Below are 24,968 nucleotides of genomic sequence, written 5' to 3' on the forward strand. Positions count from 1 at the left end.
TCGCGAAAGCGGTCTGACAGGCAACACAGATGTTGAATGTCAGTCAGTCTTCGCGAGCAAGCTCGCTCCTACAGGGTTGGTTGTAACCTCTGCTCGAACACCGCCACCCCCTCCAGATCCCGCAACACCACACTCAACTCCCCGCTCTGCCCGTCGATGTTCACCTCGCCAAAAAACTGGAATCCGCCAAACGGCGACATGTTGTGCACCGGTGGCGCTTTCTCGAACACCACTTCAGGACCGAAGGTTTTATCCAGCGTATCCGGGCCGAAGCTCCCCGCATTCAGCGGCCCCGCGACAAACTCCCAGAACGGTTCGAAGTCCTGGAACGCGGCACGGTCCGGGTGATAGTGATGCGCCGCGCAATAGTGCACATCCGCCGTCAGCCAGACAAAATTGCGCACCTGCTGCGCCCGCAGGAAACCCAGCAGCTCGGCAATTTCCAGCTCCCGCCCCTGGGCGGGTCCAGGGTCGCCGTTAGCCACCGCTTCCCAGCGCGTCACGCCGGGGCTGACCTGGCCATCCGGTGCGCCAAGGCCTATCGACATGTCGGCGGCAATGACTTTCCATTGGGCCTTGGAGGCTTTCAACGAGGCCTTCAGCCAGTCCAGTTGTTCGCGGCCAAGAAACGGCTTGGCATCGCCCAGGTTGGCGTCATTGGCCCCGCGGTAACTGCGCATGTCGATCACGAACACATCGAGCAACGGCCCGTAATCGAGTTGCCGATAAATCCGTTTGCCGCCCTCGGCGCTCTGCCAGCGCATCGGCGCATATTCAAGCCAGGCCTGCCGCCCGCGACTGACCAGGCTGTGGATATCTTTGTCGGTGTAGCGCCCATCCGGCACTTTGCCCGGTGACCAGTTGTTCACCACCTCGTGGTCATCCCATTGCCAGATCTGCGGCACTTCGGCGTTGAAGCGGCGGACGTTCTCGTCCATCAGGTTGTAACGATAATTGCCCCGGAAATCGTCGAGGCTTTCGGCGACCTTGCTCTTCGCCTCGCTGGTGATGTTGCGCCATATCCGACCGCCCTCGATGAGGAGTTGCGCCGGTATGGGGCCATCGGCGTAGATGGTGTCGCCGCTGTGGATAAAGAAGTCCGGCAGGCGCAGGCGCATGGCTTCGTAGATGCGCATGCCGCCGATGTCCGGGTTGATGCCGAAGCCCTGGCCGGCGGTGTCGCCGCTCCAGACGAAACGAATATTGCGCCGAGACTGGGGCACACTGCGCAGGTGGCCAAACCACGGCTCGCTGGCGACGCCGCTCTGGGCGTCTTCGAATTGCACACGGTAGAAAATCGCCTGGTCGGCGGGCAACCCACTGAGTTCGACCCGCGCCGTGAAGTCGCTGCGGGCGTCTGTCAGCGCCGAGACGAATCGCCGGGGGTTGGGAAGAGGCTGCGGGTGTCCCACTCCACCACCATGCGAGCAGGGCGGTCGCAGCGGCTCCAGATGATCGCCTTATCGCCCAGCAAGTCGCCGGACTGCACGCCATCGGTGAGTTGCGGTCGAGCCTTGACCGAAGCGATCACCGCCGGTGCCAGGCCCGGCAACAGCAGCCCGGCGCCGACGGCTTGAATGACACGCCGGCGCCCAAGATCGAATTCGCTCATGGTGTTCTCCCACTGGAATGCATTCCCTGTAGGAGCTGCCGCAGGCTGCGATCTTTTGATCTACGCCTTCACCGGCTCCAACGCCAACTCCACCACCTCCGGCCGCTTGACCAGCGCATACACCACCGCCGTCAACAAACTCCCCGCAACAATCGCCAGCAGATACAGCAACGCATGGTTGATCGCATTCGGAATCGCCAACACGAACAAGCCACCGTGGGGCGCCATCAACTTGCAGCCAAAGTACATCGACAACGCACCGGTCAGCGCCCCCCCGGCAATGCTCGCCGGGATCACCCGCAGCGGGTCCTTCGCGGCAAACGGTATCGCGCCTTCGGAGATGAAGCACAGCCCCAGCACCAGCGCTGCCTTGCCCGCCTCGCGTTCAGTCTGGGCGAACTTGCGCCGGGCGATGAAGGTGGCGATGCCCAGACCGATCGGCGGCACCATGCCGGCGGCCATGGTCGCCGCCATCGGTGCATAACTCTGGGACGCCAGCAACCCGACCGAAAACGCATAGGCAGCCTTGTTGATCGGCCCGCCAAGGTCGACGCACATCATGCCGCCCAGTAGCACCCCGAGCAGAATCGCGTTGGTGGTGCCCATGCTGTCGAGAAAGTGCGTAAGCCCGGTGAGCATGCCCGCCACCGGCTTGCCGACCACGTAGATCATCACCAGGCCGGTGAACAGGCTCGCCAGCAACGGGATGATCAGGATCGGTTTCAGCGCTTCCAGGCTTTGTGGCAACCGCGCATAACGATTGATCGCCTGCGCCGCGTAACCGGCGATAAACCCGGCAATGATCCCGCCGATGAACCCGGCGCCCAGGGTGCTCGCCAGCAGGCCGCCGATCATCCCCGGCGCCAGGCCCGGGCGGTCGGCAATCGAATAGGCGATGTAGCCTGCCAGCAACGGCACCATCAGCTTGAACGCAGTCTCGCCGCCGATCTGCATCAGCGCCGCCGCCAGCGTCCCCTCCTCCTTGAATGCGGTGATGCCGAACACGAACGACAAGGCAATCATCAGACCGCCCGCCACCACCATCGGCAACATGAACGACACGCCGGTCAACAGGTGTTTGTAGACTCCGGTCTTCTCTTGCTTGGTTGGCCCCTTGGCACCCGTCGAGGCGGTTTCCTGCTTGCCTTCGGCCAGCGCTTTATTCAGCGTCGCTTCCGCCTGCTTGAGGGCAATGCCGGTGCCGCAGCGGTAAATCTTCTTGCCGGCAAAACGCTCGGTGGCGACTTCGATGTCCGCCGCCAGCAGCACCACATCGGCCTCGGCAATCGCGTCGCTGCTCAGCGGGTTGCGTGCGCCGACCGAGCCCTGGGTTTCCACCTGCAAGTCATAGCCCAGGCGTTTGGCCGCTTGCTGCAAGGCTTCGGCAGCCATGAAGGTGTGCGCGACACCGGTCGGACAGGCCGTCACGGCCACCAGTCGCGGCGCGTTCTTGACGACAGCTATCGGCTCGACCACGGCTTGAGGGGCGACATACACCTGAGCCTCTTCAGCACCACGGCGCAGCACCGCTTCGACATCCTGCAGCGCCTGGGCCGGAGTGCTCTGGAACAAACGCTTACCGACGAAACGCGACATATCCACAGGCGCGCTGGTCACCAGCAACACCCACTCGGCCGCCTCGATCGTGGCCGCCGACAGTTGCCGTTCGGGATGCGCCGCATCGCTGATCTCGACGCTGGTGCTCCAGCCCTGGCGCTGGGCCGCTGCATCGAGCAAGCGGGCACACAGCACACTGGTGACCATGCCGTTCGGGCAGGCAGTAACAATGGCTAACTTCATGACCAACCCTCTTATTGTTCTGTCAGGGGGCGCACGCGCACACCCTGTTCGAGCTGCGCCAGTTGCGCCGCATCGCTGATACCGAAACCGATCTGGGTGACCGCCATCGCGGCAATCGCCGTGGCCGTGCGCAACGTCTGCTCCGGCGTGTCGGCGTTGACCAGGCCATGCAGCATGCCGGCCAGCAGCGAATCCCCCGCCCCGACCGTGCTGGCGACACTGACCCTGGGCGGCGTGGCGTGCAGCGCCGAACCGACACTGAACCAGTTCACGCCTTCGGCGCCGTGGGAGATCACCACATGTTCGATGCCCTGGGCGTGCAGACGGCTGGCGGCCTGCGCCTGGGCCAAGACCGACACCACCTCGCCCCCGACCACTTCCGCCAGCTCCTCGGCATTGGGCTTGATCAACCAGGGGCCGGCCTTGAGCGCGGCACGCAAGGCCTCCCCACTGGTGTCGAGGGCCACCTTCAGGCCCAGGCCCTTCAAGCGCACGATCAACGCCTGCAACCACTGCGGGCTGATGCCCTGGGGCAAGCTGCCGGCCACCACGACCGCGTCATGCCCCGGCGCAATCCGCTCGAGCCGCTCGAGCAAGGCCTGCTGCGCCGTCGCGCTGACCAGCGGTCCCGGACCATTGAGGTCGGTGATGCGCCCATCGCTTTCCGCCAGTTTGATATTGCTGCGTGTCTCACCGGGAACACGGATGAAGGCATCGACAAAACCGCGTTTGGCGAACAGGGTTTCAAACGATTGCAGATTGTCTTCGCCGAGAAACCCGCTGACCGTCAGTTGATGCCCCAGGTCTGCCAGCACTTGCGCCACGTTCACCCCTTTGCCGGCGGCGTGGGTGTGCATGGCGTCACTGCGGTTGACCTGACCGGGCTCCAGGTGCGACAACTCGACCGTCAGGTCCAGCGCGGGGTTGAGGGTCAGGGTCAGAATCTTGGCCATTACAGGGCCTCCACTAATGCACGTACTTCATTTGCGCTGCCCACGATCAGGGCTTGTTGGGCCAACGTCCGGGCCTGGGCGAGACTGAGCTCGCGAATCCGCGCCTTGACCTCGGCAATGCTGCGCCCGCCGACACTGAGCTCATCCACACCCAGGCCGACCAGCACCGGCACCGCCAGCGGATCGGCCGCCAGCTCGCCGCACACGCCAACCCACTTGCCATGGGCATGGGCCGCGCGCACGGTGATGTCGATCAGTTGCAGCACCGCCGGATGCAAGCCATCCGCCTGGGCCGACAAGGTTGGGTGACCACGGTCGATGGCCAGGGTGTATTGCGTCAGGTCATTGGTGCCGACGCTGAAAAAGTCGACTTCCCTGGCCAGCACCGGCGCCAGCAGGGCCGCCGATGGCACTTCGATCATGATCCCCAGTTGCAGGTCCGCGACCGGGATTTCCAGGCGCAGGCGCTCGGTCATGTCCCGCGCCTGGCGCCACTCGTCGACGCTGCCGACCATCGGGAACATGATCCGCAGCGGGCGGTTGTCGGCGGCCCGCAGCAAGGCGCGCAACTGTGCCTCCATGATCTGGGGCCGTTGCAGGGTCAAGCGAATGCCGCGCACGCCGAGGAACGGGTTTTCTTCCTTGGCGATCGGCCAATACGGCAGCGGTTTATCGCCCCCCACATCCAGGGTGCGCACCACCAGCGGCCGACCGGCGAGGCCATCGAGCACACGGCGGTATTCGGCTTCCTGGGTCGCCTCGTCCGGCGCTTGCGGGTGGGCCATGAAAATCAGCTCGGTGCGCAGCAGACCGATGCCTTCGGCGCCCTGCTCCACCGCGCTGGTGACGCCGGCGCTTTCGCCGATGTTGGCGAACACTTCGACGGCGTGACCGTCGGTGGTCAGCGCCGGTTGATGGCGTTGTTCGGCGGCGGCCTTGAGGCGTTGTTCGCGGGTGTCGCGTTCCACGGTGGCGCGTTGCAAAGTGGCTGCATCGGCGTCGACATGCAAGCGACCGCGCTGGCCATCGATCAGCAATGGCGTACCCGGCGCCAGCAGCAACACCGCCGCGCCGGCGCCGACCAGCGCTGGAATCCCCAGGGCCCGCGCCACAATCGCACTGTGGGCGGTGGCGCCACCCCGGGCGGTGAGAATGCCGGCGACCCGGGTCGGATCAAGCCGCGCCACGTCGGACGGGCCGACTTCGTCCATCACCAGAATGTACGGCTGCTCAGGTTCACTCAGGGTTTCGACACCGCTGAGTTGTGCCAGCACTCGACGGCCGATGTCGCGCAGATCGGCGGCACGCTCGGCGAGCAAGGCATCCTGCAAGGACTCCTGTTGCCGAGCGGCGGCTTCGATCACCGACATCCACGCCGCTTCCGCGCTTTCGCCCTGCTTGAGACGGGTGTCGACCTCATCGGTCAATTCCGGGTCGTCGAGCATTTCCTGGTGGGTGATAAAAATCTCGCGGATGGCCTTGGCCTTGCTGCGATTGATCAAGCCGCCGATGTCCTGGCGCACGTGTGCCAACGCTTGCTTGAGACGCTCACGCTCAATGGCGGCGGACTCTCCGCGCAGCGGGTAATCAATGGTTTGCAGCACCTGGATATGCGCCGGGCCGATGGCGATTCCCGGGGCGGCGGCAATGGCCTGCACCAGACTGCCGGACACCGGGGCGAGCAGCACCTGGGCCACCTCGACCATTTCTTCACGGGGCTGGCTGACCGCTGGCAACGGCTCGACCTCTTCACCCAGGCCTTCTTCGATGGCGGCCAGCAGGGCGGGCAAGGCGTCGCTGGCGATGCTCGGCTCGGCAATGATTTCCAGCACCTGGCCACGACGGGCGCCGAGGCTGAGCAGTTTGCTCAAGCTCTTGACCGACACCGCACTGTCCTGGCCATCGACGATGCGGATACGAATCTCGCCGTCGAAACTTTTCGCCAGTTGCGCGAGGATTTTCGCCGGACGGGCGTGCAGGCCGTGGGCATTGGCCAGCGTTATGCGCGCGCTCGGCCAATCGGCGGGCAGTTCACCACCCAACACTTCAAGCACGGCGCGGCAACTGGTGGCGCGGCCCAACTCATGGCCGCGACCTTCAATCAGCAATGCACACAGGCGTTCGAGCAACGCTTGGTGGGCCTCGCCGAGGCTGGCGAGACAGAACAGCCCGTTCAGCGGCTGCCCGAGGTAACGCAGCGGTCTGTCCGGGGTGACGAACGCCAGGCCCGGGCGTTTTACCGTTTGTTCACTGTGCAGCCACCACAAGCCATCGCCCAGCGGCAGCGCTTCGACCTGCTGCAATACGGCGGAGAAACCGTTGCTGACGCAATCGGCCTGACGCAGCAAACGCGCACCGCGCCAGACCAGCTCTTCGAAATCCTCGGCGGCGACACCCAGGCCGATCATCTGCGCATCCAGCGCCAGTTCCTGCGGCGCCCCTTGCAACAGTTTCAACAAGGCCTCGGCGGAGCCGGCGCGGCGCAAGGCCTGGCCCAGATCGGTTTCACCAAGGGCGCGGGTCAGCAGTTGCAGCAGGCGCAGGTGTTCGTCGGACTTGGCGGCAATGCCGATCGCCAGGTAGACGATCTGCCCGTCGCCCCAGTCCACGCCTTCGGGGAATTGCATCAGGCGCACGCCTGTGGAAAACACCTGGTCGCGGGTTTCAGGCGTACCGTGGGGGATGGCAATACCTTGACCGAGAAAGGTCGAGCCCTGTGCTTCGCGCGCCTGCAAGCCGGCGAGGTAGCCCTCGTCGACCAGGCCATCGGCAACCAGGTGCCGGGCCAGCAGTTGCAGCGCGGCGGACTTATCCACAGCCGACTGGCCCATGGATATCTGCTCTATGGTGAGCTCGAGCATGCTTTCTCCTGTTGGCATCCTTGGGACGCCAGGTATTGTTTTTGAATGATTCAGCTTAGGCCTTTGTCTTTAAACAATCTTTGGTGGTTTCGCGGCAGAACCGGCCAAAGCAGCCAATAACGCAGAAAATACGCCTGCTGAAACGTTTAATCTAGAGTGATTGGCACGTTAACCGATAATGTTGCATCGTTGAAGCCCAACTTGTCGGATGCGTTGTGACCAAGGTCGCCTGCCTGAATCGGGTAGGATTGGTAAAAATGTCGAGGCAAGCTCGAGAAAACAAGGAATAGCGGGTTGAAACTCAGTGATATAGCCCAGTTGGCCGGTGTGTCCGTCACCACCGCCAGCTACGTCATCAATGGCAAGGCCGAACAGCAACGCATCAGCAGCGCCACTGTCGAGCGCGTGCGCGCGGTCGTCGAAGAACATGGCTTCACGCCTAATCCCCAGGCGGCCGGCCTGCGCAGTCGCCACACCCGGACCTTGGGCTTCATTCTGCCGGACCTGGAAAACCCCAGCTACGCGCGGATCGCCAAGCTCCTGGAACAAGGCGCCCGGGCGCGTGGCTACCAGCTGCTGATCGCCAGTTCCGACGATGCTCCCGACAGTGAACGGCAACTGCTGCAACTGTTCCGCGCCCGTCGCTGTGATGCCCTGATCGTCGCCAGTTGCCTGCCGCCGGGCGACGACAGCTATCGCCTGCTGCAAGCCAAAGGCATTCCGATCATCGCCATCGACCGGGTCATGGAGCCCGAGTATTTCTGCTCGGTGATCAGCGACGATCGCGAGGCCAGCCTACACCTGACCCAAAGCCTGCTTGATCCGCTGCCCAAACAGATCGCCTTGATCGGTGCCCGCCCCGAGTTGAGCATCAGCCAGGAACGGGCCGCCGGGTTCAAGGAGGCCCTGATCGGGTACGAAGGCGAGGTCCTGATCGAACACGGTGATTCATTCAGCCGTGAATGCGGCAAACAGTTGATGGAAGAATTGCTCCAGCGCGTAGGACATTTGCCCGAAGCCCTGGTGACGACGTCCTATGTCCTGCTCCAGGGTGTGTTCGATGCGTTGCACGACTTCCCGCTGAAAACCCGCCCGCTGCGCCTCGGCACCTTTGGTGACACCCAGTTGCTGGATTTCCTGCCGCTGCCAGTGAATGCCATGGCGCAGCAACACCAGTTGATTGCCGACAAGGCACTCGCCCTCGCCCTGGCGGCCATCGAGCAATCCGATTACCAACCCGGTGTGCAGGCCATCGCGCGGACGTTCAAACAACGTATTCGCCAGGACTGAGCCATGGACCTGATCGACACCCACACTCACCTGGACTTCCCCGACTTCGATGCGGATCGCCAGGCGCTGATGACCGAAAGCCGTGCTCTCGGAGTGCGGCAGATGGTGGTGCTGGGGGTTTATCAGGACAATTGGCAGCGTGTCTGGGAATTGGTGCAAAAAGATCCCGACCTGCATGCGGCGTTCGGTTTGCACCCAGTGTATCTGGACGATCATCGTCCCGAGCATCTCACCGAGCTGGGCGATTGGCTGACGCGATTGGCCAGCCATCGCCAGCTGTGTGCGGTGGGCGAGATCGGCCTGGACTACTTCATTGAAACCCTGGATCGCGAACGCCAGCAAGCGTTGTTCGACGCGCAACTGCAACTGGCGGTGGATTTTCACCTGCCCGCGCTGATCCATGTGCGCCGCAGTCATGCAGCCGTGATTGCCACGCTTAAACGCTTCAAGCTCAAACGCGCCGGGATCATCCATGCCTTCGCCGGCAGCCAGGAAGAAGCTCGCGAATACATCAAGCTCGGTTTCAAGCTCGGTCTCGGTGGCGCGGCGACCTGGCCCCAGGCACTGCGCATGCACCGTGTACTCGCCCAGCTGCCACTGGATTCGGTGGTGCTGGAAACCGATTCGCCAGACATGGCGCCCGCGATGTTCCCCGGCCAGCGCAACAGCCCGGCGCACTTGCCGGCGATCTGCACCGCACTGGCGGCAATCATGTCGCTCGCCCCCGAACAACTGGCGACCGCCAGCACTGCCAATGCCCGGGAATTGTTCAACTGGTAATCAGTCGACGTGGGCCTTGGCGGCCTCGAGAATCAGTGTCATGTGCTGACGCTGACGGGCAAATCGCAGGGCAACGAAGTAGACGAAAATCGCCCCCAGCGAAAAATTCAGCTGCTCCACGACGCTGAATATTCCGACCCATTCCAATACCAACACCACCAGCAACGCGGTGCAAATCGTGACCAACAGGCTTGCCTTCAACATGGCTATCGAGTCCAGGGACCTGAAGCGTTTGATTTGTTTCGGGTCGCACAGTTGCAGTTGTTTCTGACAATGAGAACAGGTGAATGCTTCGTTGATTGCGATGGCATTGAGTTGCCAGGGTTTGAGTAACAGCGTGCGCTGGCAATGCGCACAGCGACCCTGGATTCCATATGTTGCAACAGCCATAACCATGCCTCCTCCAAGCGGTCAGTGAAGTGGATACTCCTTCATTGAAGACGAAAAACCAGAGCCCGGAGGAAAACAGGAGTTTTCCTTCGGGCTCTCGGAAGAGGTACTACAGAACTTTCAGACCCGGAACGCGCTGATCAGCTGTTTGAGCTCCACTACCTGCGCCGACAGCGCGCGGCTGGCATCCTCAGTCTGGTGCGCACCTTCGGCAGTGCGTTCTCCGGCACGATTGATCTCGACAATGTTCTGGTCAATGTCGTGGGCCACGGCGGTCTGCTGCTCCACAGCCGCGGCGATCTGCTGGTTCTGGTCGACGATCATGCCGACAGCCCCAAGGATATTTTCCAGGGCCTGCTGGACTTTCTCCGACTGCCCCACCGTGCCGCTGGCCATCTCATGGCTGACACCCATCGCCTTGACCGCGGCCCCGACACCGCCGTGCAGCTTGGCGATCATCTGTTCGATTTCTTCGGTCGATTGCTGAGTGCGCTTGGCCAGCGTGCGGACTTCATCCGCGACCACCGCAAACCCGCGGCCCTGCTCACCCGCCCTGGCGGCCTCGATGGCGGCATTGAGCGCCAGCAGGTTGGTCTGTTCGGCGATGCTCTTGATGACCTCCAGCACACGGCTGATGGACTGGCTGTCGCTGGCCAGCTGGTTGATCACCTGCACTGATTGATCGATTTCGCTGGCCAGTGCAGCGATGCTGCCCTGTTGCGACTGAACCAGCCCGCGACCGTTCACCGTTTCGTCGTTGACGCTGTGGGCACTGCTGACGGCGGCGGCAGCGCTGCGCGCCACCTCCAGGGAAGTAGCCGACATCTGGTTCATCGCGGTGGCGACCTGCTCGATCTGCGAGCGTTGCCCGGCCACGGCCTGGTTGCTTTGCGCCGAGACACTCTCGACTTGCGTGGCCTGGCGCTCGACTTCGCCGACGGTCTGTCCGACACGTTCGATCAAGTCATGGATTTTTTTCACGGTGCCGTTGAACACCTCGCCTAACTCGCCCAGTTCATCACGACTGTGGGCGTTGAAGGTGACCGTCATGTCGCCGGCTGCCACCTTATCCATGACCGCGCCAAGACGCTTGAGAGTGGTGCGGGTCGAAGCGTAGAAAGCGCCGTAAAGATAAAAGATCAGCACAAACACCACCGACAGCGCCACTGCCTGCAGAATCATGTGCGTGCGATTCTGTTCCAGGCGCTGTTGCAACTGGCTACCGAGAAATTTCAAGGTGGCTTCATTGAGCTGGTAAGTCTGGCCCATCAGCGCCGAAGCCTGATCGTAAAAGGCCAGCCACGGTGCATCGAGCGTGTCGGCCATCACCACCTGCTCTTCGAACAGTTCACTGGCCTTTTTCAATGAGGCCTTGCTGCTGTCAGCCTGGCCCGCCAATGCTTCGCGTGCGGCGTTGCTGGAGCCCGTGGCGTCCTGCAGCTTCAAGCCATACTCGGCATGGAGCTTTTCGATTTGCGCGAGCAATTCATCGAAACGCGTGCTCGACGACGAATTGAGAAAACCCTGGCCCAGCGAAGCGGAGCCCAATGCACGGCCTTCGCCAAGCAGCTGCGTGATGCGCGGGGTGATGTTGGTGACGAGTTCGCTCAGTTGACGCATGTCACTTTGACTGTCGTGGCTCAGGCCAGCCTGACTGGCGATGACCTGGCCGAAGACCTGCGCATTGCCGAGCAGTTTGCCGATCAATGCACTTTTGCTTTGCAGGGATTTTTCCGTCTGCTGGGCCTTGAACGCGCTGATCATTTCATCGCGCTTGCCATCGAACAGTGCGATCTGCTCCGGATCGGTGGCCATCGCCGTCAACCCCTGCAAGCGTGCCAGGACGCCTTGTTCCAGCGTGCCGATCTGCGTCTCGACATTCCCTGCCTTGCCGGACTGGCCAAGGGCGACGTTAATCTGCACAAGATTGTTCAGGGTTTCCAGATCACGCCGTAACGCGAGGCTGCTTCCCAACAGATCCAGGCTCTGCAGCTCGACCCGGGTGCCCTGGAATTCGCGATAGGAATCACGCACCAGGTAGAAGTTGGTTACCAGCATCGGCACCAGGAACAGTACGCTGATCAGACTGAACTTCATGCCAAAACTCAGGCGGTTCATCAGCGCGACGGCGGGATAGAGCAAGCTCTTCACTGGAAGTCTCCCTTGGATTTCTTATTTTTATGGGTGAGCGCGGCGAGACAGCAGATAGCCACTATTCGGCGCTATCCCTGTATAGCGTAAATCAGGGGATTGTTTTGTAACTTAAGGTTAACGGCGCGCACAAAACTTTGTGGGAGCTGGCCTGCCGGCGATGGCGGCCTGACAGCCGACCTGATCGGGAGCCGTACGCATTACCCCTGTAGGAGCTGGCTTGCCAGCGATGAGGCCCGCAAGATCAACCCAACGCTCAAGGACGGTTGTGCCGACAAGCCGGCCCCTACGGCAACACAGTCCACAACGCAAACCCCGCATACCAGAGTACAGCCGCCCGCAGCAGCAACTCCCAGATCCGGTCGAGGTTGTGAATGCCCTCAGGCCCAACCACCGGCGCTGGAATTTCACCGGCCACCAGTCCGACCCGTTCGATCAGTTGGGCGGCACTGATGTTCCAGTTCAACAGTTCGTGCAACATCACCCGGCTGACTGCGACAAAGTTGCCGACCAGGGCAAGGCTGGCTGCCAAAAGACGCACCGGCACCCAGTCGAATGCATGGCGTAGTTGCGCGGCGCGCTCGACCACGGCCGGGTTTTGCCCGTGCTCTTCGGCCAGGGCCAGCAATCGATAGCTCAGCGCGGCGACGGGTCCCAGCAGGAAGTACCAGAAAATGATCGCGAAAAAGCTCTGGTAGGCCTCCCACAGAAGATGTCCTTCGACCCGCTCCAGCAATTGCTCGGCATTGTCGGCGCAGATGTCCAGGTCACGCTTGGCCACATGGGCCGCCGCCTGCAGGTCTTCGCGGCGCCAGGCATCGCGGAAAGGTCCGAGACCGCCCAGCAGGTCACCGCGACCCAGGCTGTAGATCACCACCAGCAAATGCACCGGCAGTGCCAATAGACCGTAGGCGACAGGGTCGAGCACCACCAGCAGCAAGCCCAGCAGCGCCACCGGAAACAACACCAGCACGGCCAGGACCAGCCACGGATGGTTCACCAGGCGCGGGCTGAGTTCAAGCTTGTGCAGCTCGCGAATCCAGCCAGCGTCGCGTTGAACCCGGTGGCGCAGGGCCGAAAATTTCTCGATCCACACCGCCAACAGCAACACCAGAAAACTCATTATCCTTCCTCTTGTGCCAGGGCTGCGCGATAGCGTGTCCAGTCGAACGCAGGCCCCGGATCGGTCTTGCGCCCGGGGGCGATGTCGCTGTGCCCGCAGATGCGTTGCGTGGTGATTGCCGGAAACGCCGACTGCAGCTGGCGGGTCAGGTTCGTTAACGAACGATATTGCGGATCGTCGAATGGCAGATCATCCGTGCCTTCGAGTTCGATGCCTACGGAAAAATCGTTACAGGTTTCCCGCCCCTCGAAACTCGAAACACCCGCATGCCAGGCGCGATCAAGGCAAGAGACAAACTGAGTGACGGTGCCGTCACGCTCGATCAGAAAATGCGCAGACACCCGCAGGTCGGCAATCCCTTCAAAGTAGGGATGCTCCGTGACATCCAGGCGGTTCTGGAAAAACTCCTGCACCTTGCCAGTCTGGAACTGCGCTGGCGGCAGGCTGATGTTGTGAATCACCAGCAGGGAAATTTCGCCTTCGGGGCGCGCATTGAAGTTGGGCGAGGGGCATACATGCACGCCCTTGCACCAACCGCTCGCGGGGTCCAGCTGCATACAGATTCCTTCAACGACGACTGTGTTGACGCCCAGTATGCCGCGATAGCCCACCGGGAGCGATCACTTGACGCGATTGAGGCGCTGCAGGTCGCTGTTAACTACCACTAGGGCGCAGTACCTGCGGGCGATTGCGCCGTCTACTCGAACAATTGAATGTGTAGGCGCTCCAGCTCGCTGAAAAACGCGCTGGTGGAAAACGGATCGAACGCCGAACTGCTCAGCCCCTCGCGCAATGATTTGAGCAACCCCGGAACCAGAGTCAACAATTGGGCACGTGCATCTGGATCGTCATGTCGCTGAACACTCCAGATCAATTGCGTCACCGTCTGCACGTCAGCGCGCCACTGTAGTGACAGATGGCCGTGTTTGAGGCAGGTCATTAACAACACGTTGCTCCAGGCGTCTTGCACGAACGTCAGTACACCTTGCGGCAATACTTTGCCCTGCAGCGCCTGATTCAATGCCTGCTCGACGCGCTGGCGGGCCAAAGCGGTCTTGACGCGACCTTCTTCGGCATCACGAATCCGCTGCTCGAACATTTCGCTGCGACGGCGTTCGTCACGGTTGAACTCAAGGGACTCAGCCTGCTGCTCGGAAAATGTCGCCGGGCCATCGACAAACTCATTCAACAAACGCTGTCCCACCGATGCCCTCACCGCGAGTATCGCAGGCTCATTGTCGTCAGCTTGCGCAACTGCCGGCCTGGCGATCGCACCGGCAGTGGTGTTATCCGTCACGTAGTGTGTCGGGGCGGGATTGAGACCAGGCAGCACACCGGTGGCGATCAAGAGTTGGTTGGCCTGGGCGTATAGCTGACCGGCACCACTGAGCACGTAGCGATCAAACAGCTGGAGGATGATCAGCTTGACCTTGATGTCGACGCCCAGGTTACGCCCTGCCTCCAGGAAGAACTCACAGAGCATCGTCGGCCCCAAAGGGTTGCGCTGCTCGGTCAGCGTCCTGGCCAACAACGTACTAAACCGGGCGGTGAGTTGGTCAAGGGCAAAGCCGTCGCGGTTCAGCACCTTGTTGACCATCGCTGCCACAGCCAGGTTACGCGCCAACCCGCCATCAGTCGGGACCGTGTCAGTGAGTTTGTATTGGGCGAGACTGACGAACGCTTCGAAGAGCTGCTCGAAAAACAACCGCTCGATGCTTTTGCGCTTCAAGCGCAGGTCGCGCATCGCCTCAAAGAACAGGTTCTGCTCGACGTCATCGAGTGCCCGGTCGGCCATTTCGAAGAGGGTTTCGTCGGCATTATCGAACAGCGCCTGCAAGCCCTGCCTGAGCTGTTGAATCGCCTTGTCGCGAACCTGCAGCGCAATGACAGGCAGGCGGGCGAGTGGCGGGGTCGTCGCCTGGTCGATAGCGACCCTGCGCAAAGGCACCACATTCCCGTCGTTGTGCATCCAGCCTCCTGAAATCCGCAACCGTCAAAGTCATGACGTCAAATCCAAGGCAAATTATCGGGTAAAGGTAGCTCTAACGCCAGCCCGGCGCGAACTGTGCAGGTCGATCACCCACGGAATCGACCAAATGCAGGCTTCAGATCGGTGGGAACAATGCGGATGCCTTGGGTTGCCCAGTAGCATAGCCCTATAATCGGAACACTTTGTTTGTGGAGTGCCTTATGCCGAATCTACGTCTCGCCGATTTGAACGCCGAAATCGAAGCCAACGTGCGCCGCGCGTTGCTCGAAGACATCGGCAGCGGCGACATCACCGCGCAGCTGATCCCGGCCGAACGCCTGGCCAAAGCCACCATCATTACCCGCGACGCTGCCGTCATCTGTGGCACTGCCTGGGTGGATACCGTGTTTCGGCAGCTGGACCCTCGGGTTGCGGTGCATTGGCAGGTTGCCGATGGCGAACGCGTCAAACCCAATCAGGTGCTGTTCCACCTCGAAGGGCCAGCCCGCTCGCTGCTGACGGGCGAACGTAGCGCGCTGAACTTCCTGCAAATGCTCTCTGGCGTCGCCACTCGCGCGCAGCAGTTGGCAGACTTCGTTGCCCAAACCCAGGTGAAACTGCTCGACACCCGCAAGACACTGCCGGGGCTGCGCCTGGCGCAGAAATACGCCGTGACCTGCGGCGGTTGCCACAACCACCGCATCGGCCTGTATGACGCCTTCCTGATCAAGGAAAACCACATCGCCGCCAGCGGAGGCATCCCCCAGGCCATAGCCGCCGCACACAAGATTGCACCGGGCAAGCCGGTAGAGGTCGAAGTGGAAAGCCTGGATGAACTCAAGGAAGCCCTGGCGGCCGGGGCCGACATCATCATGCTCGACGAACTGAGCCTGGATGACATGCGCGAAGCCGTGCGCCTGAACGACGGCAAGGCAAAGCTGGAGGCCAGCGGCGGGATCAACGAAAGCACCTTGCTGCCGATTGCCGAAACCGGGGTGGATTACATTTCGATTGGGGCGATGACCAAGGATGTGAGGGCTGTGGATTTGTCGATGCGACTGAGCCTCTGATCACGCGTCGTTGAATGAAAAACGCCGGCCTCATGAAGGCCGGCGTTTTTGTCAGACCACCAGATTGTTCATCTCGCAGTACTCTTCCCACTCGACGCCCAAGACCTCGGCAGCCTCTTTATGCAATACCAAACGGGCGGCTTCGAACTCTTCCGGGGTGGAGGTGTACTTGAGGCTCAACTCCCACGGCTGCAAACCCTGGGCCTCAGCCTCGTCCTCGAATGCCCACTGGATCTGGTCTTTCTGATCATCCGGACTCAAGTCCTTGATCTCTTCCATCAATTCTGGCGCATCCAGCACGTATTTCTTGAGCGCTTCTTCGTGCCTTGCTTCCTGGGACATCTCTTTAACGGTCATGGCGTTCTCTTTGATCGGGGGAATGGAAGATGGATCTGGATCATCAAGGATCTCTCTGACGCAAAAAAACCGCTTGAAGCCCGGCTTTTCTGGCCTTCAGAACCATTCGGGATCATCTGAAAACAACGTGTCGCTGGTGCCCGAGACAGGAATCGAACCTGCGACCTTCGCGTTACGAGTGCGCTGCTCTACCGGCTGAGCTACACGGGCGGTGGGCTAAACCTAGCACTGACCATTGAGTCAGGCAACTTCGAACACCGTTAAAATCAAAAGATTGCAGCCGGCGATCCGCTGATGTTTCTGCGCGCAAAAAAAATGCCCCGCCGTTTTCACGGCGGGGCATTGATCAGACTCGGGGAGTGATTAAACGCCCGAAGCCTTCGCTGCTGCTACGTCCTTGATGGACAGCTTGATACGGCCGCGGTTGTCCACGTCCAGTACCAGCACTTCCACTTCCTGACCTTCTTTCAGGATGTCGGTCACTTTCTCAACGCGAGCATCGCTCAGCATGGAGATGTGAACCAGACCGTCCTTGCCAGGCAGGATGTTGACGAATGCGCCGAAGTCGACGATGCGCTCAACCTTACCAACGTAGATCTTGCCGATCTCGGCTTCAGCGGTGATACCCAGGACGCGCTGACGTGCAGCCTCTGCAGCTTCCTTGGTTTCGCCAAAGATCTTGATCGAGCCGTCGTCTTCGATGTCGATCGAAGCCTTGGTCTCTTCACAGATCGCACGAATGGTCGCGCCGCCTTTACCGATGACGTCACGGATCTTGTCGGTGTCGATTTTCATCGCGATCATGGTCGGAGCGTTGGCCGACAGTTCGGTACGCGACTGGCCAATGATCTGGTTCATCTGGCCGAGGATGTTCAGGCGCGCTTCCAGGGCTTGGCCCAGAGCGATCTCCATGATCTCTTCGGTGATGCCCTTGATCTTGATGTCCATCTGCAGCGCGGTGACGCCTTTGGCGGTACCGGCTACCTTGAAGTCCATGTCGCCCAGGTGGTCTTCGTCACCCAGGATGTCGGTCAGGACGGCGAATTTCTCGCCTTCTTTAACCAGACCCATGGCGATACCGGCAACCGGCGCCTTCATCGGCACACCAGCGTCCATCAGGGCCAGGGAAGCGCCGCAAACGGAAGCCATCGAGCTCGAACCGTTGGATTCGGTGATTTCCGACACAACACGGATAGTGTACGGGAACACGTCAGCGGCAGGCAGCATGGCCGAGACCGAACGACGGGCCAGACGGCCGTGGCCGATTTCGCGACGACCAGCGCCACCCATGCGACCACACTCGCCCACCGAGAACGGAGGGAAGTTGTAGTGCAGCATGAACGGGTCTTTTTTCTCGCCTTCCAGGGTGTCCAGCAGTTGCGCGTCACGGGCGGTGCCCAGGGTCGCGACTACCAGTGCCTGGGTTTCGCCACGGGTGAACAGTGCCGAACCGTGGGTCTTTGGCAGAACACCGACTTCGATGTTCAACGGACGTACAGTCTTGGTGTCGCGACCGTCGATACGTGGCTTGCCGTTTACGATGTTTTCGCGAACGGTGCGGTATTCGATTTCGCCGAAAGCCGCTTTGACTTCGCTGGAGGAAGGCTGGCCTTCTTCACCGGACAGCTTGGCAACGACCTGGTCCTTCAACTCGCCCAGGCGAGCGTAACGGTCGGCCTTGACGGTGATGGTGTAGGCCTGGGAAATCGCTTCGCCGAACTCGGCACGGATAGCGCCCAGCAGCTCGGTGGCTTCTGGCGCAGGAGCCCAGGTCCAGGTTGGCTTGGCAGCTTCAGCGGCCAGTTCTTTAACGGCGTTGATCACAACCTGGAATTCGTCGTGAGCAAACAGTACCGCACCCAGCATCTGGTCTTCGGTCAGCTCTTTGGCTTCCGATTCAACCATCAGCACGGCGTCCGAAGTACCGGCAACGACCATGTCCAGGCTCGAAGCAGCTTGCTGCTCGTAAGTCGGGTTCAGCAGGTAGCCGGTGCTTTCGTGGAAAGCAACGCGGGCTGCGCCGATCGGGCCATCGAACGGAATGCCGGAGATCGCCAGGGCAGCCGAGGTACCGATCATCGCAGCGATGTCCGGATCGGTCTTCTTGCTGGTGGACACGACGGTGCAGACAACCTGCACTTCGTTCATGAAGCCTTCAGGGAACAGCGGACGGATCGGACGGTCGATCAGTCGGGAAGTCAGGGTTTCTTTCTCGGAAGGACGGCCTTCGCGCTTGAAGAAACCGCCAGGGATCTTACCGGCAGCGTAAGTCTTTTCCTGGTAGTGAACAGACAGAGGGAAGAAACCCTTGCCTGGATCGGCTTGCTTGGCACCAACGACGGTCACCAATACGCTGACGTCGTCGTCAACGGTGACCAATACTGCGCCGGAGGCCTGACGGGCGATACGGCCAGTCTCGAGGGTGACGGTCGACTGACCGAACTGGAACTTTTTGATTACCGGGTTCACGGTGTCCTACCTTCTTTTGTGGCTCTTGGGGAAACTGGGTTCTTGCGAAATTCTTGGGCAACGCCGGGAATCGGCCCGAAAGGTTGTCCTGGGTGTTCTCACACAGGCAAAACGGATATCCAGATAAAACTTGAGGCTGGGAGCCTGCCATGCACCGGCGCAAATCCGCTGATGCACGACAAACAACCAACCTCTAGCGCAATCGCTTATTAGCGACGCAGACCCAGGCGACCGATCAGAGCGCTGTAACGGCTCACGTCTTTGCCTTTCAGGTAGTCCAGCAGCTTACGACGCTGGTTAACCATGCGGATCAGACCACGACGGGAGTGGTGGTCTTTACCGTTGGCCTTGAAGTGACCTTGCAGTTTGTTGATGTTGGCGGTCAGCAGTGCAACTTGCACTTCTGGCGAACCAGTGTCACCAACAGCTTGCTGGTAGTCAGCTACGATTTGAGCTTTTTCTTGAACGTCGAGAGCCATGTGGCAATCCTTTTATCAGGAAACTGTTTCAAAAACAGTTTCAACAGGCCAGGGACAAATCCCTGTATCTAAAAATGAGTAGTGACCGTGCCTGCTAACAGCCACACTCGTTCGGTCATTCTGACCGAATCAGTCGACGCGGCGCGATGCGCCCGTCTTCGCTCACTTCACCGATACCGATGAAGCGACCATTGTGATCCTGTACCCGTACCATGCCGAACTTCGGGGCATCCGGGGCGCGAACCGGCTGGCCGTTGAGCCAGTAGAACGCACTCGCTTCCGAGAACTGCAACAGTGGCCAATCCAGCAGGCCGCTGTCCGATGGCATCAGGAAGCGGTCGACCGCCTCGTTGCCGCCTTCGGCATGTACCGCTTCCAGCTCTTCGAGGGTAACGGTCTGCGCCAGGGTGAAAGGCCCGGCCTGGGTACGTCGCAATTCTGCAACGTAAGCGCCACAACCGAGTTGCTCACCGATATCCTCCACCAGGGTGCGGATATAGGTGCCTTTGGTGCAATCCACCGCAAGCCGCGCAGTATCACCTTCGAAGGCCAGCAATTCCAAGCGCGTAATAGTAACAGAACGCGCTTCGCGCTCCACTACTTCACCTGCACGGGCCAGCTTGTACAAGGGCTGCCCATCACGCTTGAGGGCCGAGTACATCGGCGGTATCTGACTGATTTGCCCACGAAATTGCGGCAATACCGCTTCGACATCGGCCTGACCAACGGTTACCGGGCGCTCCTGCAAAACCTCACCCTCGGCATCGGCCGTGGTGGTGGTCTTGCCCAGCTGCGCCAGGGTTTCGTAACCCTTGTCGGAATCGAGCAGGTACTGCGAGAACTTGGTGGCCTCACCAAAGCACAGCGGCAACACGCCAGTGGCCAGCGGATCGAGACTGCCGGTGTGCCCGGCCTTCTCGGCGTTGAGCAACCAGCGGACCTTCTGCAAGGCGGCGTTGGAGGTGAACCCCAGCGGTTTGTCGAGCAGGATGATGCCACTGACGTTACGACGGATACGTTTGACCTGAGCCACCGATTACTCCTTGGTGTCTTCGGCTTGTGCCGCAACCGAGTGCTGGTTGTCTTCAGCCACTGCGCGCTCGATCAAGGCCGACAGATGCGCACCGCGCACGACGCTTTCATCGTAGTGGAAGTGCAACTGTGGAACGCTGCGCAGCTTCATCTCGCGAGCCAGCTGCATGCGCAGGAAACCGGCGGCGGAGTTGAGCACCTTGATGCTTTGCGCGATGTCTTCGTGGCTGTCCTGGCCCATCACGGTGATGAAGATCTTCGCGTGACCGACGTCACGGCTGACTTCCACAGCGGTAATGGTGACCAGGCCGACGCGCGGGTCTTTGACTTCACGACGGATCAGTTGTGCCAGCTCGCGCTGCATCTGATCGCCGATACGTTGGGTACGGCTGTATTCTTTTGCCATGTCTTGTTACCTGTTACTGCCCCACGGTGGAACCCGTGTGGTCTGAAAGCGGCAAACGCCCGGCCTGACAAAAGCCAGACCGGGCGTTGCGTTTAGAGTCCGGGCGATGCGCCGCGCAATTGCATGCGGCTGGCCATCACGGCTCTTGAAGTGCGCGAGTTAGAGGCTGCGAGCAACCTGAACCTTCTCGAAGACTTCGATCTTGTCACCGACCTTGACGTCGTTGTAGCTCTTAACGCCGATACCGCATTCCATGCCGGCACGTACTTCGGAAGCGTCATCCTTGAAGCGGCGCAGGGATTCCAGCTCGCCTTCGAAGATAACGATGTCTTCACGCAGTACACGGATTGGACGGTTACGGTGAACGACACCTTCGATCACCATGCAACCGGCGATCGCGCCAAACTTCGGCGAACGGAACACGTCACGCACTTCGGCGATGCCCAGGATGTTCTCGCGAACGTCGCTGCCGAGCATGCCGGTCAGGGCTTTCTTGACGTCTTCGATGATGTCGTAGATCACGTTGTAGTAACGCATATCCAGACCTTCCTGCTCGACGATCTTGCGCGCGCCAGCATCGGCACGCACGTTGAAGCCAAACAGTACAGCGTTGGAGGCCAGTGCCAGGTTGGCGTCGGATTCGGTGATACCACCGACACCGCCACCGACCACACGCACTTGCACTTCGTCGTTACCCAGGCCGTTCAAGGCACCGTTCAACGCTTCCAGCGAACCACGGACGTCGGATTTGAGGACGATGTTGAGCGTCTTCTTCTCTTCCTGACCCATGTTTTCGAAGATGTTTTCCAGCTTGCCGGCGTGAGCACGGGCCAGCTTGACTTCGCGGAACTTGCCTTGACGGAACAGAGCCACTTCACGGGCTTTCTTCTCGTCGGCAACCACGCTCATCTCGTCGCCAGCGTCCGGGGTACCGTCCAGGCCGAGGATCTCGACAGGGATGGCCGGACCGGCTTCCTTGATTGGCTTGCCGTTCTCGTCGAGCATGGCACGTACACGGCCGTAGTTCGAACCGACCAGGACCATGTCGCCTTGACGCAGGGTACCGTCTTGAACCAGAACGGTAGCCACCGGGCCACGGCCCTTGTCCAGGCGGGACTCAACCACGACACCACGGCCAGGAGCCGATGGGGTAGCGGTCAGTTCCAGGACTTCGGCTTGCAACAGAACGGCTTCGAGCAGTTCGTCGACGCCAGTACCCATCTTCGCCGAAACCGGTACGAACGGAGTGTCACCACCCCACTCTTCCGAGGTCACGCCGTGTACCGACAGTTCGCTACGGATGCGATCGAGGTCAGCACCTGGCTTGTCGATCTTGTTCACAGCGACAACCAGCGGAACGCCAGCAGCCTTGGCATGCTGAACAGCTTCGATGGTCTGCGGCATCACGCCGTCGTCCGCTGCAACCACCAGGATCACGATGTCGGTCGCCTTGGCACCACGGGCACGCATTGCGGTAAACGCGGCGTGACCAGGGGTGTCGAGGAACGTCACCATGCCACGGTCGGTTTCAACGTGATAAGCACCGATGTGCTGGGTGATACCGCCGGCTTCGCCAGCAGCTACCTTGGCACGACGGATGTAGTCGAGCAGGGAAGTCTTACCGTGGTCAACGTGGCCCATTACAGTCACGACTGGTGCACGGGAAACGGCCTCACCTTCAAACTTCAGGGACTCGGCCAGGGAATCTTCCAGGGCGGTGTCGCTGACCAGGGTCACTTTGTGGCCCAGCTCTTCGGCAACCAGCTGGGCAGTTTCCTGGTCCAGTACCTGGTTGATGGTCGCTGGAGTTCCCAGTTTGAACATGAACTTGATGATTTCAGCAGCCTTCACCGACATCTGCTGGGCGAGATCGCCAACAGTGATGGTTTCGCCGATCTTCACTTCGCGCACGACAGGGCCGGTTGGGCTCTGGAAACCGTGGGCGTTGCGCTTCTTCAGCTTGGCCTTGCCGCGACCACCACGACGGAAGCCATCGCTTTCTTCGTCGGTAGTACGCGGGGCAACACGTGGCGCCGGCGCCTTTTCCTTGACCGAAGCACGATGCGGAGCGTTTTTGCGCTCGCCATCGCCACTACCGCGACGGTTGCTGTCGTCGGCACGTGGTTTGTCCGGACGACGCTGCTCGTCGCGCTTGCGGGTATCGGCCGCAGGTGCCGGAGCGGCTGCCACGACCGGTGCGCTTTCGCGCACGGGCTCGGCCACCGCAGCTGGCGCTGCAACGGGTTGGGCTGGAGCGGTCGGCGCAGCTGCAGGCTGGCGACGCGCTTCTTCTTCGGCGCGACGCTTGGCTTCTTCTTCAGCCTTCTGACGTGCAGCATTTTCTACTGCGCGACGTTCATCCAGTTCACGCTTGCGCTCGGCTTCGATTTCTTCCGGGCTGCGCTGTACGAAGACTTTCTTCTTGCGTACTTCAACGCTGATGCTTTTGCTGCCAGCAACACGCAGGGTGCTGGTGGTTTTACGCTGCAGCGTAATCTTGCGTGGTTCTTCCACTTTCGCCTTGTGGCTGCTTTTCAAGTGAGTCAGCAACGATTGCTTCTCACTGTCAGTCACACTTTCTTCGGCGGCGGTGTGCGGCAGACCTGCCTCACGCATCTGCTGCAACAGGCGCTCTACCGGTGTTTTGACCTCATCGGCCAGTTGTTTCACCGTGACTTGCGTCATGCACTTCTCTCCTCAGGCCGCGCCTAATTACTCGAACCAGTGGGCTCGGGCGGCCATGATCAACTTGCCGGCACGATCATCGTCAATGCCGTCGATGTCGAGCAGGTCGTCAATAGACTGCTCGGCCAGGTCTTCGCGGGTAATTACGCCGCGCACCGCCAGTTCCATCGCCAAATCCTTGTCCATACCCTCAAGCGAGAGCAGGTCTTCGGCCGGATGGGCGTCTGCCAGCTTTTCCTCAGTAGCGATGGCTTTGGTCAACAAACGATCCTTGGCACGAGCGCGAAGCTCGTTGACGATTTCTTCGTCAAAGCCGTCGATGTTGAGCATTTCTTCCAACGGTACGTAGGCAATCTCTTCCAGGCTGGTGAAGCCTTCATCGACCAGCACCTGTGCCAGCTCTTCGTCGACTTCCAGCTCGTCGAGGAAGTTGCGCAGGATGTCGCCGGTTTCTGCTTGCTGTTTAGCCTGGATGTCCGATTCGGTCATCACGTTCAGGGTCCAGCCAGTCAACTGGCTGGCCAGACGCACGTTCTGACCACCACGACCGATGGCCTGAGCCAAATTGTCTGCGCCGACGGCGATGTCCATTGCATGGGCATCTTCGTCAACGATAATTGCCGCAACCTCAGCCGGGGACATGGCGTTGATCACGAACTGAGCCGGGTTATCGTCCCACAGGACGATGTCCACACGCTCACCGCCCAACTCGCCCGACACTGCCTGGACGCGCGAACCGCGCATACCAATGCAAGCGCCCTGCGGGTCGATGCGTTTGTCCTTGGAGCGCACGGCGATCTTGGCGCGCGAACCCGGATCACGGGACGCAGCCATTACTTCGATCAGGCCTTCGGCAATTTCCGGCACTTCGATGCGGAACAACTCGATCAGCATTTCCGGCGCGGTACGCGACAGGATCAACTGCGGGCCGCGGTTCTCGGTGCGGATTTCCTTGAGCAGCGCACGCAAGCGCACGCCAACCCGGAAAGTTTCGCGAGAAATGATGTCTTCACGGGCCAGCAACGCCTCGGCGTTGTTACCCAGGTCGACGATCACGTTGTCGCGGGTGACTTTTTTCACGGTGCCGGAGATGATTTCACCCAGGCGCTCGCGGTAAGCGTCAACAACCTGGGCGCGCTCGGCTTCGCGAACCTTCTGCACGATGACTTGCTTGGCAGTCTGTGCAGCGATACGGCCGAATTCGATGGACTCGATCTTCTCTTCGACAACGTCACCGACCTTGGCGCCAGGGTGCGTTTCAGCAACCTTGCTCGGCCAGGTTTCGATGGCCGGATCGTCCAGGTCTGCTTCTTCGACGACCGTCCAGCGACGGAAGGTTTCGTAAGCACCGGTGTGGCGGTTGATTTCCACACGCAGATCGACTTCGTCCTCGAAACGCTTTTTGGTAGCCGTGGCCAGAGCGAGCTCCAGCGCTTCAAAAATTACGTTAGCCGGTACGCCCTTTTCATTGGATACCGACTCAACAACCAGCAGTACTTCTTTGCTCATCGTACGCCTCGCCTTTCGCAAGCCATTGGATC

At 60.7% G+C, this 24,968-nt stretch carries 18 protein-coding genes, 1 tRNA gene and 2 pseudogenes; 3 read left to right on the forward strand and 18 right to left on the reverse strand.

Going from position 1 to position 24,968, the window contains the following annotated elements; all coding sequences use genetic code 11:
• Window positions 1–68 precede the first annotated feature (68 nt).
• From ACYP2Q_RS19320 to ptsP, 4 genes and pseudogenes are all read right to left on the reverse strand, one after another.
• Window positions 69–1,612 (reverse strand): annotated as a pseudogene (locus tag ACYP2Q_RS19320) (alkaline phosphatase D family protein).
• Between the two features lie 60 nt (window positions 1,613–1,672).
• Window positions 1,673–3,412 (reverse strand): PTS fructose-like transporter subunit IIB, encoded by a 1,740-nt coding sequence (locus tag ACYP2Q_RS19325; protein ID WP_459732005.1) that lies wholly within the window; start codon window positions 3,410–3,412, stop codon window positions 1,673–1,675.
• A gap of 11 nt (window positions 3,413–3,423) precedes the next feature.
• Window positions 3,424–4,365, reverse strand: a complete 942-nt coding sequence (gene pfkB / locus ACYP2Q_RS19330) for a 1-phosphofructokinase (RefSeq protein WP_459732006.1) — start codon at window positions 4,363–4,365, stop codon at window positions 3,424–3,426.
• On the reverse strand, window positions 4,365–7,226 hold the full coding sequence (gene ptsP, locus ACYP2Q_RS19335; protein WP_459732007.1) for a phosphoenolpyruvate--protein phosphotransferase: 2,862 nt from the start codon (window positions 7,224–7,226) through the stop codon (window positions 4,365–4,367). Before ptsP ends, pfkB begins: the two co-directional genes overlap by 1 nt.
• Before the next feature lie 294 nt (window positions 7,227–7,520).
• Here ptsP and cra point away from each other — a divergent pair, with 294 nt between their 5' ends.
• Together cra and ACYP2Q_RS19345 are read left to right on the forward strand one after the other, a co-directional pair.
• Window positions 7,521–8,516, forward strand: coding sequence for a catabolite repressor/activator (gene cra / locus ACYP2Q_RS19340; protein WP_459732008.1), 996 nt, complete (start codon window positions 7,521–7,523; stop codon window positions 8,514–8,516).
• Between the two features lie 3 nt (window positions 8,517–8,519).
• Window positions 8,520–9,296, forward strand: coding sequence for a TatD family hydrolase (locus tag ACYP2Q_RS19345; protein ID WP_459732009.1), 777 nt, complete (start codon window positions 8,520–8,522; stop codon window positions 9,294–9,296).
• Here ACYP2Q_RS19345 and ACYP2Q_RS19350 read toward each other — a convergent pair whose 3' ends face one another.
• The 6 genes and pseudogenes from ACYP2Q_RS19350 to ACYP2Q_RS19375 all read right to left on the reverse strand — a co-directional run bounded on the left by ACYP2Q_RS19350 (window position 9,297) and on the right by ACYP2Q_RS19375 (window position 14,929).
• Window positions 9,297–9,686: a hypothetical protein gene (locus tag ACYP2Q_RS19350; RefSeq protein ID WP_459732010.1), complete on the reverse strand. Its 390-nt coding sequence runs from the start codon at window positions 9,684–9,686 to the stop codon at window positions 9,297–9,299. It lies immediately after the preceding gene.
• 120 nt (window positions 9,687–9,806) lie between these two features.
• On the reverse strand, window positions 9,807–10,736 hold the full coding sequence (locus ACYP2Q_RS19355; RefSeq protein ID WP_459732095.1) for a methyl-accepting chemotaxis protein: 930 nt from the start codon (window positions 10,734–10,736) through the stop codon (window positions 9,807–9,809).
• Window positions 10,713–11,804: pseudogene (locus tag ACYP2Q_RS19360) on the reverse strand (methyl-accepting chemotaxis protein); the annotation flags it as partial. The gene ACYP2Q_RS19355 and the pseudogene ACYP2Q_RS19360, both read right to left, overlap by 24 nt.
• Window positions 11,805–12,123: 319 nt before the next feature.
• The gene (gene ampE / locus ACYP2Q_RS19365) at window positions 12,124–12,960 is read right to left on the reverse strand and encodes a regulatory signaling modulator protein AmpE (protein ID WP_459732011.1); all 837 of its coding nucleotides are present in this window, start codon (window positions 12,958–12,960) and stop codon (window positions 12,124–12,126) included.
• A complete protein-coding gene (gene ampD, locus ACYP2Q_RS19370; RefSeq protein WP_459732096.1) occupies window positions 12,960–13,517 on the reverse strand; it encodes a 1,6-anhydro-N-acetylmuramyl-L-alanine amidase AmpD in 558 nt (185 codons plus the stop codon). Before ampD ends, ampE begins: the two co-directional genes overlap by 1 nt.
• 140 nt (window positions 13,518–13,657) lie before the next feature.
• On the reverse strand, window positions 13,658–14,929 hold the full coding sequence (locus tag ACYP2Q_RS19375) for a DUF1631 family protein (protein WP_459732012.1): 1,272 nt from the start codon (window positions 14,927–14,929) through the stop codon (window positions 13,658–13,660).
• Between the two features lie 221 nt (window positions 14,930–15,150).
• On the opposite strand from ACYP2Q_RS19375, the gene nadC reads away from it, so the two are divergent.
• A complete protein-coding gene (gene nadC, locus ACYP2Q_RS19380; protein ID WP_459732013.1) occupies window positions 15,151–15,999 on the forward strand; it encodes a carboxylating nicotinate-nucleotide diphosphorylase in 849 nt (282 codons plus the stop codon).
• Between the two features lie 51 nt (window positions 16,000–16,050).
• Here nadC and ACYP2Q_RS19385 read toward each other — a convergent pair whose 3' ends face one another.
• The 8 genes from ACYP2Q_RS19385 to nusA form a co-directional block, all read right to left on the reverse strand.
• Window positions 16,051–16,356: a DUF6388 family protein gene (locus ACYP2Q_RS19385; protein WP_459732014.1), complete on the reverse strand. Its 306-nt coding sequence runs from the start codon at window positions 16,354–16,356 to the stop codon at window positions 16,051–16,053.
• Between the two features lie 134 nt (window positions 16,357–16,490).
• A tRNA-Thr gene (locus tag ACYP2Q_RS19390) sits at window positions 16,491–16,566 on the reverse strand.
• A 153-nt stretch (window positions 16,567–16,719) separates the two neighbouring features.
• Window positions 16,720–18,825 (reverse strand): polyribonucleotide nucleotidyltransferase, encoded by a 2,106-nt coding sequence (gene pnp, locus ACYP2Q_RS19395; protein ID WP_007915263.1) that lies wholly within the window; start codon window positions 18,823–18,825, stop codon window positions 16,720–16,722.
• 209 nt (window positions 18,826–19,034) lie between these two features.
• Complete coding sequence (rpsO, locus tag ACYP2Q_RS19400; protein ID WP_046820615.1) at window positions 19,035–19,304, reverse strand: 30S ribosomal protein S15; 270 nt, start codon at window positions 19,302–19,304, stop codon at window positions 19,035–19,037.
• Between the two features lie 115 nt (window positions 19,305–19,419).
• Entirely contained in the window at window positions 19,420–20,337 is a 918-nt protein-coding gene (truB, locus tag ACYP2Q_RS19405) for a tRNA pseudouridine(55) synthase TruB (protein ID WP_459732015.1), read from the reverse strand.
• A gap of 3 nt (window positions 20,338–20,340) precedes the next feature.
• Complete coding sequence (gene rbfA / locus ACYP2Q_RS19410; protein ID WP_008057429.1) at window positions 20,341–20,742, reverse strand: 30S ribosome-binding factor RbfA; 402 nt, start codon at window positions 20,740–20,742, stop codon at window positions 20,341–20,343.
• A 159-nt stretch (window positions 20,743–20,901) separates the two neighbouring features.
• Window positions 20,902–23,427 (reverse strand): translation initiation factor IF-2, encoded by a 2,526-nt coding sequence (gene infB / locus ACYP2Q_RS19415; RefSeq protein WP_459732016.1) that lies wholly within the window; start codon window positions 23,425–23,427, stop codon window positions 20,902–20,904.
• A gap of 27 nt (window positions 23,428–23,454) precedes the next feature.
• On the reverse strand, window positions 23,455–24,936 hold the full coding sequence (gene nusA, locus ACYP2Q_RS19420; RefSeq protein ID WP_459732017.1) for a transcription termination factor NusA: 1,482 nt from the start codon (window positions 24,934–24,936) through the stop codon (window positions 23,455–23,457).
• Window positions 24,937–24,968 lie beyond the last annotated feature (32 nt).

The sequence above is a fragment of the Pseudomonas sp. MHK4 genome, from assembly GCF_054600775.1.